Here is a 13,394-nt window from a genome sequence, read left to right as displayed (position 1 = left end):
AGTACTAACACGGAGGGGTTTTCATGAGTAATGAACAACTAGGTATGTTCGGACAATTTGGTGGCAGTTTTGTACCACCCGAGCTACAAGAAGTAATGAATTATTTAAGCGATCAATTTTATACGTACAAGGAAGACCCTTCCTTCAATGAAGAACTACGATATTATTTGAAAGAGTATGTCGGGCGAGAAAACCCACTTACCTATGCGGAACAATTGACCAAGGCATGGGGCGGTGCGAAAATTTATTTAAAACGAGAAGATTTGAACCACACTGGTGCGCATAAAATTAACAACGTACTAGGACAAATTTTACTAGCAAAACGAATGGGTGCCAAGCGAATTATTGCTGAAACTGGCGCTGGACAGCATGGTGTAGCTACAGCAACCGTTTGTGCTATGTTTAATATGGAATGTGTGATTTATATGGGAGCAGAAGATACAAAACGACAAGCGCTAAACGTATTCCGAATGGAGCTATTAGGCGCAACTGTTGTTCCCGTTCATAAAGGACAAGGCAGATTGAAAGACGCTGTCGACGAAGCTTTGAATGATCTCGTACAAAATTATAAACATACGTTTTATTTACTTGGCTCAGCAGTAGGACCACATCCATTCCCATCCATGGTAAAACACTTCCAATCTATCGTTAGTGAAGAGTCTAAACGTCAAATTTTAGAAAAAGAAGGTCGTCTACCTGATGCCGTCATAGCTTGTGTAGGTGGTGGTAGTAATGCTATCGGTGCATTCGCCCATTTCATTGATGATACTGACGTTCGCTTAATTGGAGTAGAGCCTGACCAAGCACCTACGTTAACCGAAGGTGTGCCTGGCGTTATTCATGGCTTTCGTTGTCTCGTGCTACTAGATGAGCAAGGTAACCCGAAACCAACCTACTCTATCGCTGCTGGACTAGACTATCCAGGTATCGGACCTGAACATAGCCAGCTAAAAGAAACAGGACGTGCGGAATACTATACCATTTCAAATGAAGAAGTACTCGCTGCTTTTCAAGAACTTTCCCGTACGGAAGGTATTATTCCTGCACTAGAAAGCTCCCACGCTATAGCCTATGCCAAAAAATTAGCACCAACAATGAGCAAAGACCAAATTATAATTATTAATTTATCCGGTCGTGGCGACAAAGACGTGGAGCAAGTATACGAGATGTTGAATAAATAATAAATTGTAAATGATTTATACTCATATAAGCAAAAAACACTCCTATTAAAGAAACAGATATTTTTTCTGTTCTTTTAGTAGGAGTTTTTGTTTATCATTCTCATATTTATTAAGTGTTCAGCATCAATTATTAAATATATAATACAACATTGTTAATTATGCATTATAATGGGGTTTGAATATAAAAAAGGATAATATTTTAATACGTATATCATAATATTATTCAAAAATGATTTTATAGAGGGGTATGTCATGTTTGCACTGCTATCATTTTTATTATTCGCTATAGTAATTGATATTCTTTTAGTTTACCTATTATTTTTATACATAAAAAATATTGATCACATGCAAAAGGTCGGCATTGGGTTAGCTTTGATATTAACTTCGGGTTTTTTACTTTTGAAATATGATTACTTAGTTGTTGAAATTTTTTGTATTGAATTTCTAATAGTCGGTTTCATTGTTACAATATTACCTCGGAAATAATACATCAAGAATAAGAGATAGTCGCTCCAATGGTGTAAAGTAACACTAACAAAGCCATGATTTAAGTGGCTACTGCGGAGCGTTTGTATGATAATACGTATAAACGGACATGGGAAGTGAGTAGTAACGTAGGGTTTTATACGAAAAAACGTATAAACGACTTGGGAAGTGGATAGTAACGTAAGGTTTCATACGAAAAAACGTATAAATTCAGCTTTTTAACATGAAAGCAACATGCACGTAAGCGAAAAGAAACCGTCGCACTACTTTTCTAGACACGATAAGACAAAAGAAACGGAATGGAAAAACGTATTTTTTTTCCATTCCGTTTCTTTTCGTTTTAGACTTACTAAACAGCATCTTTTACAGTTTTCTCCTCAGCAAAAGTAGTCACACTACACCGACCGAATCAGCTTCCACCAAACTAACATATATTCGCTCGTTCTCTACCGGTTCTTCTTGAATCAGCTTAATGAGCTGTTCCGCTGCTACCGCACCCCAATGACGCTCGGAATAATCGATCGTTGCTAATTTAGGCTGCAAATATCGAGAGACATCAATATGGTCAAAGCCAATGATATGAATATCTTTACCTATTGTATAGGTGGTACCTTGTAAAGCACGATACATTCCTACTGCCATCTCGTCATTAAAACAAAATACAGCAACTGGCTCCGTATATTCTGCCATTATTTTTTCTGCTGCTGCGACACCACTAGGTTTGTCAAAGTTACCATATATAATGTGATGCTCTACCGTTCCATTGCGCTCAATAGCTAACTTAGCTGCTGCTAGTCGCTGCTGAGAGTCATACGATGCCATTGGTCCGGTCACAGTATAGATTTTTTTATGCCCTTGACGAATCAAATAGTCAATCGCTAATGTGCCACCCGCTTTATTATCCAGTAACACTTGCACAATACCAGGATGCTGAAGCTCCCGATCAAGCACGACTAATTTATGACCCCGCTTCGCATATTGTAGCAATTGTTCATCAGCAAATTGGCGATCCAATATGACCGCTCCATCCATCAACCGCTCTGGCAACATGCGATGCGATTGCTTTCCACTACAAATAACGAGATCATAACCACGTTTATTCGCTTCTTCTTTCATCCCTTGTAACAATTCACCATAAAACGATCCTTGAAAAGAAGTTAAAAACGCGCCGATTATTTTTGTTTCTCGCATTTTTAACGTACGAGCAGCTGCGTTAGGAACATAGTTCAATTCCTCGGCAACTGCTAGTATTTTATTTCTCGTTCCTTCTGTTACTTTTGGGTTTCCATTCAATGCGTAGGATACAGTTGAAATAGATACTCCCGCCTGCTTGGCAATATCTTTAATACTTACCATACCCAGTCGCTCCTATCTTTGCTGGTCAGCTAATTCATTTCTATTTGCAATTGGTTGATACCATCTTGTAATAACGGTTGTATTTGCTCATACGGGATTCGTTGACCACCGAGGCGATAACGATTGTCTTTCGCTTGTGAAAGTGGCAATGATTGTCCGTTTAAAGTAACACGCTTCACTTCTTTTCCTTGAACAGTGTACGTGATGTTAAACTTAGCGGAGCGCCATTCAAATTGCAAATTCATCCCGTCTAATGACGCTGGCAGTACCGGGTCAACAATTAGATCGCCAGCAAATTGGCGAATACCAAGTGCATTCGAAATCAGTTGGTTCATATATATTCCTGGACCGCTAGAATAAATTCGCCAGCCACCTTTCACCTGGACATCACCTGTACGTAATAAATCAAATCCTTCGGCTGCTGTATAACGATCTGGAAATTTGCCATCGGAACTACTGTAGTAGGCATTACTTTGACGCCAATCTGCATTAGGCACTGCTTCCTGCAAGCCTACGGGATTAATGATTTCCAAGCCGTTCCACACTTCATCGCTTTTACCCAGTTTAGCCATTGCTTCAATAAAACGAATATGAGCATGTACATATTGCAATCCTACTTCACGACCGAAGTTAGCAGCTTGTTCCGCTCGTTTGAAACGATGACTTACGCCACCTGCATAAGTCGCTGGTTGATTCATTAAACGTACACCGTCAGGGCAATAAAGTTGTTCTTTAATCAATTCGAAATGATCAGCCGCTTGCTCCTCATCAAATAACTGACTAATCATACTACGTGTCATAGGCAACAAACGGTATTTGATTCCTGTAGAATCATCCGATGGATGTAGCATTAATCGGACTTGTTCCGGCTGCTCCATATAAGCAAATCCAGATACTACCCCATCTTTCACCAAATAATGTTGAAAATCTTGCTTTATCTCACCAGCTAACTGCTGTAGTTCTATTGCTAACGATTCATACTCTTCTGCAAACGCCAGAATAGCTGATAGCTCCGCAAATACTTGGTACGTCAAAGAAACGGTCCAGCTACTAATCATATATTGTTTTAGCTTCGCATTAGCAGGTTGCAGCGTATCGTCCCAATCGCCATCACCATAAGCAGACAATGCTGTGTCATGTAGAAAATGTTTTTTAATATAAGCCAGTTCTTTTTTCATATGATCAAATAAAGAGTGACTTTCCGCTGTACGTTCACCATCTGCACGTGTATAAGGTACTTTTTCCTGTAAAATGGTCAGATCACCAGTTGCTCGCATGTAGTCACTTAACACTTTCAAAGGCCATACGATAATATCGCCATGACTTTCTGCTTGTTTTATTCGATAATATTCATCAAACATAAACCATTGCGGCCAATTGCCATCATGCTCATATTGGTTCATATAGACAATTTTTATAATTTCTTTAACTCGTTCATGATTACCCATCGCCATAAAGTATTCCGTTGGTCCTTGGCACACATCACGTGTTCCCCATGCAGCCCCGCTATATTGCTCTAAACCATGCGGAACCGAATAATGAACTAGCATGTTATGGGTATACCACCAAGCGAGTGTATTGAATTTACTTATTTTTTTATTCAACTGATTATCAGGATGCGACAGCTGGAAGCCATTCATCAATTGCAGCAAGTAGCTACGATAATGTGCTATTTCATGTTCCGCTATCATAGGTTGTGGTAACGTTTCTTCGACCTGCTGTTGTGCTCCAGACTCCGTTATAGCTCCGGATACTTGTAATTGCCAACTACTTGTTGGCTCTAACTGCAAGACAACAAGTGAGGCGCAACCAGGTTTCAACTGGTTAGCAAACACTCGTTCATCTGCCAATTGATAGCGAGTGCCCGTTATATCCATTTTGAATTGCAGATGAGGATAAACAGAACTGCTTAGAGCTGCTTCATTAGCAGTAAACAGCAATGATTCTGCCTTAGTTTGCTCCATCTCAAAAGGTAACGTATATTCTTGCTCATTCATCACCACTTGATTTGTTACCAAATAACGATATTGTCGCTGCTCAATAGAAGTAACCTGTAAAGCTAACTCCGGCTTACTAGCATGTGTCCAAGCTGTAACGATCAGTGTATCGTCCGCCAATTTGTAATACCATTTCGTATAGTTAAATCCTATTTCGTAAGCGGCTGGCATCGTCAGTAGATGATACGTAGCACCAAGTTGCACATAGATGCGCTGACCAGATGTTTTCAACATATTGAGCGCATTACGAGCATTACTTAATAATTTATTATAGGTCGTATTTCCGATTACAATTTGAGAGTGAAAAATCCCATACATATAATTAGTCGAAGAGATTACTTTGTCCGTCAACTTATCATTATGACCACTCATGACGATATGCCCATGCGGACGTTCGACCCGAATTTCCTTTGCTGGCAAAATAATATGTTCATGCGTATCGGTGAAAAACGATAACAACGTATCTCCATCCCATTCTTCATGATAGCGGTTAGGATACATTTGCTCTACTTCCATAAAGGACAATGACGGGCTTTGTAGCGGTTCACCAATCGTTTCATTTATTTTCACCTGCGGTACAGCATGCATCGTTGTCGAATATTGCTGCTGTTGTACTGTTTTCCAGGCATCTATTACTCGGTCCTTATATTCCAATTCACTTATCGCTGCTGAATGATCGGCTTGAAGTAAACTATAAAACACAAATTGCGCTTCGCCATCCAAAACAACGGGAGGAGACTGCAATGCTGTATAGGCAAATTCGTACTGATAAACAGTGCTAGCAAGCTGTGGATTGTTTAATGCCATAATTTCATCAGTTGCTTTATAATTCGTCCCAAAAAATTGAAAACCATCGGTAGTATATGCTACTGCTTTCGTTAAACTACCTTGTTGAATATACGGAAAACCGCTCGACATCGGTTGATTTTGTCTAGAGCATATGACATATCCTAACTGTTCATCCGAAAAGACAGAATGCCCTACATACTGTGACATATAGGCTTCATTATTACGCACTGCACCTTCATCCGCCAGCCCGATATCTTGTCCGTAGAACAGTTCTACTTCCTGCTTATTTCCTTGCAGTACAACATCCCAAAACCACATTTGTCCATGCTGCAAAGTAAAAGTTACCTTATAGGCTATACCGAAGACAGTACCCGTCCATACCGCCTGTTCTTCCGAATAGGCAAACGTACTATTTGATTTCACGCCTAATAATGGAGCGTACTTATATTGACCATCTTCCTTTACTCGCAAATATATATTTTGTAGTGACCCGTCCAATGGATTCGAAATCACTTGATTAATAAGCAAATAATTATAGTTAATTTGTTGCAAATCCCCACTCGTTAAAAACGTAAATGTCACATCATCTTTTGATATCTTTATATTGGATGCTTGTTTCAGTATGCTCATTTCCGTTCTCCTTTCCAAAGCTACAACGTCCTATCAATAAGGCTAATTTATTTTTATTTCAATCCAGATATTGTGAAGTTTTCGATAATATGTTTTTGGAAATACGTAAATAAAACGATGACTGGCACTACCATGAACGCTGCTCCAGCCATTTGTAAGCCATAGTTTCCGGTATATTGTCCTTTCAATAAAGACAAGCCCACCGATAATGTGTACAATCCTTCGTCGTTGGCGATAATTAGTGGCCATAAAAAACTGTTCCAGCCAGCGATAAAGGTTAAAATAGCTTGTACCGCCAATATAGGTTTGGAAATAGGTAATACAATTTGTAGAAAGGTCCGATATTCACTCGCCCCATCTAACCTAGTCGCCTCTAACAACTCTGTAGGTATGGTCGACATAAACTGACGGAACAAAAATATAGCAAACGCTCCTACTAAACCAGGTAGGATGATCCCGATCATCGTATTCGTTAATCCAAAAGAATTTAAAATCAAATATACAGGTATCATCGTAACTTGGCTTGGAATCATCATCGTAGCAAGTACAAGAACGAATAAGAAATCTTTCCCTTTAAATTTATATTTGGCAAATCCGAAACCTGCCATTGCGTTAAAAAACAAACCAACATATGAAAACAACACAATAATTAGTGTATTTCGTAAATACACACCAAAGTTCATATTTTCAAATAAATATTTAAAATTATCTAGCGAAAACTTTTCCGGCCATAATGTCGGAGGTATTTGTACAATTTCCGCTTCCGGCTTAAAAGAAGACAAAATCATCCAGACGAACGGAAGTAAAAACAAAATACTACCAACTGAAAGTACAATTCCAGAGATGATTCGAATGAACCGATCTTGCTGCGTCACCATCGCCTTTTTTTTCTTAGTAGCTGTCGCGCTCAAAGGTATCCCTCCATTTCTTAAGTCATATCTGATTCATTCTTCTGTAATTTCAACTGAACTAAAGTAATCACGATGATGCAGACGAACAATACGAATGAACCTGCAGCTGCATAACCAAAGTTATTAAATTTGAATCCATTTTGATAAATAAACAACGCCACGGACAATGTACCATCCAGCGGTCCTCCATTGGTCATAACGAATGGCTCTTCAAAAAATTGTAACCAGCCAATCATCGTCGTGATGGAAACAAAGAATATAGCAAACCGAAGCATTGGTACTGTAATTTGTGTAATTTGCTGCCAAGTACTAGCACCGTCTAATTGTGCCGCTTCATAGTAAGACCTTGGAATTCCTTGCAATGCTGCAATGAAAATAAGCATATTCAATCCAATAGATTTCCACAGAGCGAGCAATATAAGTGACAATTTAGCAATAGTTGGTTCCGTTAACCAAGGGACTGCTGGAAGGTTGATGAGATCTAATAAATAGTTGAACAGACCAATAGATGGATTATAAAGATAACTCCAAACGACTGCTACTGCGACAATGTTGGTAACAGAAGGGAGATAATAGACAACTCGAAAGGCTTTAAACAGCCGTGATGTACCTAAATTAATAAGTATAGCAATCGATAAGGAGCATAATAAAACTAACGGCACTCCGATGACTACATAGAAAACAGTATTAAGTATTGCTTTTAGAAACACTGGATCAGCAAGCACTTCTTTGTAATTATCAAAACCAGTAAATGTAACAGAACTAATATTAGCCAAACCACTTAGATCCATATCTGTAAAGCTAATGACTAGAGCAACTAAAATAGGAACGATAGAAAACATAATGAGCAACAATAACGTTGGAGCGATAAAAAAGTATGGTGCTCTTCTATTCAAAAAATTTTTCATCCGTCATTCTCACTTCCTTTTTACACCAGTAATAGGCATATATAGAGCAGACTGGTCTTACATAGACCAGCCTGTTAATTCCCACTCCACTACAGAGCTAACATGTAAAGAAGTGTTTGTTTGAAATGTGTTACTTACTTCATAAATTTAACAGCATCAGCATTAAACAATTTCATTTGTTCCAGTACGTCAGCATTGTTACGATAAATAACTTCAAAATACTTCAAGTATGTCTCACTGATTGGCATCCATTCTGTAATAACCGGCATCGGTTGTGCTGCATTTAGTTGGTCACCAATAACTTTGAAGTTTTCATCATTTTTAAGTACATCATTTTCCCATGCTTTTGTTGTAGCCGGCAGAGAACTTGTTTGATCCATCCATTTAATTTGTGTTTCTGGCTTGCTCATAAAGGCGATGAATTTTGCTGCCGCTTCTTTATTTTGTGAGTACTCAAAAATAGATAAGTTAGATCCACCTAGAAGCGAAGTGTTATTTTCTTTTTTAGGTAATACGGAGATTGCCCATTTTCCATCTATTTCAGGTGCTTGGTCTTTAATTAATTTAATCATCCAAGGACCACTAATGAACATTGGCAAAATTCCTTCTTTAAACGCTGGTACAATATCAATTCCTAAATCTTTTGGAGCTGAACCATTTTGATAAAAACTATTTATATAAGAGACAGCTTCCACAAATTTTTCATCTGTAAAATTCGGTTGACCTGCGGAATCAAACAGCTCCGCGCCATTTTGTCTTGCAAACATAAAGCCTAACGATTGCTCTTTGTGGTCAATACTCATACCATATTTTCCATCACCACGAGCCGCTAGTTTTTGTGCAGCATCAGACAATTCTTCCCATGTAGCTGGTGCTTGTTCAAATCCAACTTCTTTCAACAAGTCCGTACGATGGAATAAAACACGAGTTTCTACGTACCAAGGTATACCAACATATTTCCCATCATATTTACCCGCTTCTACAGCGCCGGCATAAAAGTTATCTTCTTTCATTTCCGGATACTTTTCGACAAAAGGAGATAAATCAGCTAGCGCACCAGCAGCGGCAAATTCAGGTATCCAAGAAGTTCCCATTTGAATAACGTCTGCACCTTTTTTAGAAGCAACTGCTGCTAACAATTTTTCATGCCCTTGATTCCATGGCAACGCCTGCACATTTACTTTGATATTCGGATTTTCTTTTGTAAATTGTTCTGCTAGTGTTGGTAATGTTTTTGCTTCTTCACCCATTCCCCAAACACTAATCGTCACTGCTTTTTCTTCGCCGCCTGAATTAGTTCCTTGCCCATCTGTTCCCGTATTATTTTTCGCTCCACCAGCACCACAACCTGCCAGTAATACCGCTGTTAATAATGTAGCTGTTACTACTTTTAATCTTTTCTTCATTTTAATACCCCTCTCTTTTTTTATAAAAATATTTAACCTTAGAATTTCGCTTAAACCACTTGCTTATGCATGAATCTACCATTTCATCTTCAATTACAATTCAAGTAAGTCCAAGCACCCCTCCTAATGCACCATGCTAATCCTGTTGCTTAGAGTACCCTATTCTTAAATAACACATTCTAAACAACTAAAATTTAGCAATTTAAAAATTGGTGAAACGTTTCTATTTTGATTCAAAAAAATATAATAGCAGTTCTTAGTTGTCATTCACATCAAATCGAAACGTTTCACCGTTATTATAAAACAAACTGTAATCGTATACAAGTGACAAATTTTAAAATTCGAAACGTTTCTATTCGGGTGAAATGGATGGAGTGCTTATTTATTACGTAATTACTGTATACTAAAAGTATAAAAATCCAGCTACATACCATTTCAAATAACGGAGGAATTACTATGTTGGAATTATTTGATCGAGACACTATTCACGAAAAAATTAAACAGCATACTCTTACATTATTAATTATAAAAACGAGACAATGTGGCGTATGTGATGTTGTATTGCAAAAAATAGAGCAGTTATTACCGAATTATAATCATATTCATGGCTTTTATTTTTATTTAGATAACGCCCCTGATTGTGCGGCTGACTTTCTTGCGTTTTCTGCTCCAACAGTAATACTATTTGCCGACGGAAAAGAAGTTTATCGCGCTGCCCGCTTTGTACGTTTCGAAGAATTATCTGACAAACTACAGCAGTATAATGATTTATTTTAAACAATAGAACCATAATCATAATAAAGCTTCGATATTTATGTTTTTGTTAAACGAAGAGGATTGTTCCAATTATTCGGCACATTAAAAAAGGAGCTAGCAGGTGATTCGCTGCTGGCTCCTTCATGATGTATCCCATTTCTATGCGATACATTTTTTCTTTTTTTACACACGATACTCATCTGCGCGCCACTGTTTAATGCTTGCTTTAATATCCGATCCTGCCATGTTTTTTTGTGCGGCTTGATCTGCAAGTGCTACGAACTCCTCATTAGAAGCAAAACGCAATGCAATCCACTGCTTTACCGTAATTTTTTCACTTGGCATCTTTCCAGCTAAACGATAATACCGAAATTGTTCTTCCATACGAATAACTCTATCCTGCACAATAAGTGCATTACGACGAGCTAAAAATCCAGATATAAGCCCTATAAACGCTGCGGCTAATACTAGCCCATAAATAAGTGCAGATGAACCTTTAACTAATGCTGTAATTAGAGCTACCAATGAAGTAAGGATAGTAATAGCACTTAACGGCAGCCAAAAAAAGTGTTGCAACGGATGATAACGTGTATGATTTTTTGCATCTTGCTGTTGTGACAATTGCACTCTTCCTTTCGTTTCTATATTGTATGGGAAAATGCACTCTACATACCCCATCATGTATAGGTACATTATAAGTGACATTTTAACAAAAGACCAGCTTTATTACATTTATATGTATAGAGCTATATTGACATGCCATTATTCAGACTTTTTTACGAAATATTAATATTGTGTAAACAATTACAGCTGTGGTATATTGTATTCAGTTGATTTTAATTGTATTTGTGTGGTTTTTATTGTTTCTACTGTACGAGAGGAGGTTATTGTCATCGTTATTTCATTAATTCTCGTATTATGCTCTGGCTTAACTCACTCGATTTGGAATATGTTTGCTAAGCAAAGTACAGATAAATCGGTATTTTTATGGGTAATTTACGCCCCGTCTACGATCATATTACTGCCATTTTTAATTACAGAGCTAAATAGTACTTCTTTATCAGCACAAGAATGGTTACTTCTAATCGCGTCGATGATCATGCAAAGTATTTATGCTGCACTACTTAGTCATACTTACAATGTTGGCGATCTATCACAGGTCTATCCTATTATGCGTGGAGCGCCTACACTACTCACACCTATTTTAGGGGTGCTATTATTAGGAGAAACAATGCCGTTACTAGGTTGGTTTGGTATTGTTTTTATGCTCGCAGGTTTCTTTGTTATGCTAGGTCCCATCAAACAAACAATAAGTAATAAAGCAGCTATAAAACCAATTTTCCTAGCTTTAACTGTTGGATTATGCATCACTACTTATACTATTATTGACAAAGCCAATCTATCTTCCATCACTCCACTAGCTTTATTAGTGATTACTAATATCGGCTTTCTCTTAGGATTAACTCCAGCTGCATTAAATCGTAAACGATTGAAGCAAGCACTCATAGACAATAAGAAAATTATTTGGTTAGGTGCCATTTTATCACCTGGATCGTACTTTTTATTTTTATTAGCAGCTCAGCATACCGCCGTTTCCATGGTCGCACCAATGCGTGAAGTAGGTATTGTCTTTGGTACACTGTTAGGTTTTTTTGTTTTGAAAGAATCGCAAGGACTACGTAGAATAGCCGCTTCCATAGCGGTAGTGATCGGTATTATTGTTATAGCAGGAGCATCGGTTTAATTTAATGGTGTAACATACTTGTGCTATCTGCTTTCAATTATTTTAATAAATAGTAGATGATATGGAGGTAGCGATATGGAAACTAAAAAAACGTTGCGCTTTCGCCCTGATGGCACATTCAAAATCGTGCAGTTTACCGATGTTCACTGGCAAGAAAGCGACGAAGCAGATGCCAAGACAAAGCAAGTAATGGAGCAAGTGTTGGATGTAGAAAAACCAGATTTTGTCATGTTCACTGGAGATGTAATTTTCTCATGTATGGATAGCGATGGGAATGCCACTTGTTCAGACCCATTGCGTTCTTTGCGTGAAGCTGTTGCATCCGTAGTTGAGCGACATATTCCTTGGTCTCTTGTTTTTGGCAATCATGATTCTGAATTCAATATTACGCGCCAAGCTTTAATGGAAGAAGCTATGCGATTACCTTATAGCCTATGTGAAGCTGGACCAACGGATATCGCTGGAGTCGGTAACTACGTTATGCCGGTGTGGAGCAAAAATAAAGATAAAGACGAAGAAGCTGCGCTATTATACGGTATTGATTCTGGTGAATACTCTGACCACCCACTTGTAGGTGGCTATGCATGGATCAAACAAAACCAAATTCAATGGTATATAGAACAATCACAAGCGTGGCAGGCCAAATGCAATGGCGCTACTCTACCCGCTCTAGCTTTTTTCCACATTCCACTACCTGAATATCAGATGATGTGGCAGCGCGCTACCTGCTATGGACAAAAGCAAGAAGATATTTGTGCCCCTTATGTGCAATCCGGATTATTCACTGCTATGCTCGAACAAGGGGATGTTATGGCTACTTTTTGTGGACATGATCACATTAACGATTTTTATGGAAAATACTACGGAATTGGACTGTACTATGGGCGAGCAACCGGACACAACACTTACGGCAGAGATGGTATGCTCAGAGGAGCTCGTGTTATTTCCTTAACAGAAGGCGAGCGTCAAATCCAATCTTGGCTTAGACTCGGTGACGGCTCACTTATTACAGAACAACCGCAACATTTACCTGAACAGTAGCAATTAATATACGACTTCATTTCCATACTCAAACGACATATAGTTTAATTTCTAGCGATCTAAACGTAACGTACACGAGGTAGTGTAGATGGCATGATGTACAGGAGAATGTTTGTACGAGATTGAAGGGTGAACGCTTTGTACGAAATTTCATATAAACGGGCTGGCACAGGCGCTGAGGGTCAACAC

Annotated in this window: 10 protein-coding genes; 4 read left to right on the top strand and 6 right to left on the bottom strand. The window is 38.3% G+C overall.

Annotated features, from left to right (window positions below; genetic code table 11):
* Positions 1 to 23: 23 nt before the first annotated feature.
* Positions 24 to 1,181 carry a tryptophan synthase subunit beta gene (gene trpB / locus ACFSTH_RS17980; RefSeq protein ID WP_377774659.1) on the top strand — a complete coding sequence of 386 codons (1,158 nt, stop codon included), beginning with the start codon at positions 24 to 26 and terminating at the stop codon, positions 1,179 to 1,181.
* Positions 1,182 to 2,057: 876 nt separating this feature from the next.
* Here trpB and ACFSTH_RS17975 read toward each other — a convergent pair.
* The 5 genes from ACFSTH_RS17975 to ACFSTH_RS17955 form a co-directional block, all read right to left on the bottom strand.
* Positions 2,058 to 3,023, bottom strand: coding sequence for a LacI family DNA-binding transcriptional regulator (locus ACFSTH_RS17975; protein WP_377774657.1), 966 nt, complete (start codon positions 3,021 to 3,023; stop codon positions 2,058 to 2,060).
* A gap of 29 nt (positions 3,024 to 3,052) precedes the next feature.
* Positions 3,053 to 6,439, bottom strand: coding sequence for a GH36-type glycosyl hydrolase domain-containing protein (locus tag ACFSTH_RS17970; RefSeq protein WP_377774655.1), 3,387 nt, complete (start codon positions 6,437 to 6,439; stop codon positions 3,053 to 3,055).
* A gap of 53 nt (positions 6,440 to 6,492) precedes the next feature.
* A complete protein-coding gene (locus ACFSTH_RS17965) occupies positions 6,493 to 7,317 on the bottom strand; it encodes a carbohydrate ABC transporter permease (protein WP_377774790.1) in 825 nt (274 codons plus the stop codon).
* A gap of 50 nt (positions 7,318 to 7,367) precedes the next feature.
* The gene (locus ACFSTH_RS17960; RefSeq protein WP_377774653.1) at positions 7,368 to 8,258 is read right to left on the bottom strand and encodes a carbohydrate ABC transporter permease; all 891 of its coding nucleotides are present in this window, start codon (positions 8,256 to 8,258) and stop codon (positions 7,368 to 7,370) included.
* A gap of 134 nt (positions 8,259 to 8,392) precedes the next feature.
* The gene (locus tag ACFSTH_RS17955; protein WP_377774651.1) at positions 8,393 to 9,664 is read right to left on the bottom strand and encodes a sugar ABC transporter substrate-binding protein; all 1,272 of its coding nucleotides are present in this window, start codon (positions 9,662 to 9,664) and stop codon (positions 8,393 to 8,395) included.
* Between the two features lie 456 nt (positions 9,665 to 10,120).
* Between ACFSTH_RS17955 and ACFSTH_RS17950 the strand changes: the two genes are divergently transcribed.
* Complete coding sequence (locus ACFSTH_RS17950) at positions 10,121 to 10,441, top strand: thioredoxin family protein (protein ID WP_377774649.1); 321 nt, start codon at positions 10,121 to 10,123, stop codon at positions 10,439 to 10,441.
* Between the two features lie 162 nt (positions 10,442 to 10,603).
* Here ACFSTH_RS17950 and ACFSTH_RS17945 read toward each other — a convergent pair whose 3' ends face one another.
* On the bottom strand, positions 10,604 to 11,041 hold the full coding sequence (locus tag ACFSTH_RS17945; protein ID WP_377774647.1) for a DUF6526 family protein: 438 nt from the start codon (positions 11,039 to 11,041) through the stop codon (positions 10,604 to 10,606).
* 199 nt (positions 11,042 to 11,240) lie between these two features.
* Here ACFSTH_RS17945 and ACFSTH_RS17940 point away from each other — a divergent pair, with 199 nt between their 5' ends.
* Together ACFSTH_RS17940 and ACFSTH_RS17935 are read left to right on the top strand one after the other, a co-directional pair.
* The gene (locus ACFSTH_RS17940) at positions 11,241 to 12,164 is read left to right on the top strand and encodes a DMT family transporter (protein WP_377774645.1); all 924 of its coding nucleotides are present in this window, start codon (positions 11,241 to 11,243) and stop codon (positions 12,162 to 12,164) included.
* A 75-nt stretch (positions 12,165 to 12,239) separates the two neighbouring features.
* The gene (locus ACFSTH_RS17935; RefSeq protein WP_377774643.1) at positions 12,240 to 13,205 is read left to right on the top strand and encodes a metallophosphoesterase family protein; all 966 of its coding nucleotides are present in this window, start codon (positions 12,240 to 12,242) and stop codon (positions 13,203 to 13,205) included.
* The last annotated feature ends 189 nt before the right edge of the window (positions 13,206 to 13,394 follow it).

Source organism: Paenibacillus yanchengensis (assembly GCF_042684845.1).
Lineage (GTDB): Bacteria > Bacillota > Bacilli > Paenibacillales > Paenibacillaceae > Pristimantibacillus > Pristimantibacillus yanchengensis.
This window is presented reverse-complemented; position numbering and strand designations above follow the sequence as displayed.

Coding starts and splice junctions, on each gene's coding strand:
- trpB (WP_377774659.1), top strand. CDS start 24: ATGAGTAATGAACAACTAGGTATGTTCGGACAATTTGGTGGCAGTTTT.
- ACFSTH_RS17975 (WP_377774657.1), bottom strand. CDS start 3,023: ATGGTAAGTATTAAAGATATTGCCAAGCAGGCGGGAGTATCTATTTCA.
- ACFSTH_RS17970 (WP_377774655.1), bottom strand. CDS start 6,439: ATGAGCATACTGAAACAAGCATCCAATATAAAGATATCAAAAGATGAT.
- ACFSTH_RS17965 (WP_377774790.1), bottom strand. CDS start 7,317: ATGGTGACGCAGCAAGATCGGTTCATTCGAATCATCTCTGGAATTGTA.
- ACFSTH_RS17960 (WP_377774653.1), bottom strand. CDS start 8,258: ATGAAAAATTTTTTGAATAGAAGAGCACCATACTTTTTTATCGCTCCA.
- ACFSTH_RS17955 (WP_377774651.1), bottom strand. CDS start 9,664: ATGAAGAAAAGATTAAAAGTAGTAACAGCTACATTATTAACAGCGGTA.
- ACFSTH_RS17950 (WP_377774649.1), top strand. CDS start 10,121: ATGTTGGAATTATTTGATCGAGACACTATTCACGAAAAAATTAAACAG.
- ACFSTH_RS17935 (WP_377774643.1), top strand. CDS start 12,240: ATGGAAACTAAAAAAACGTTGCGCTTTCGCCCTGATGGCACATTCAAA.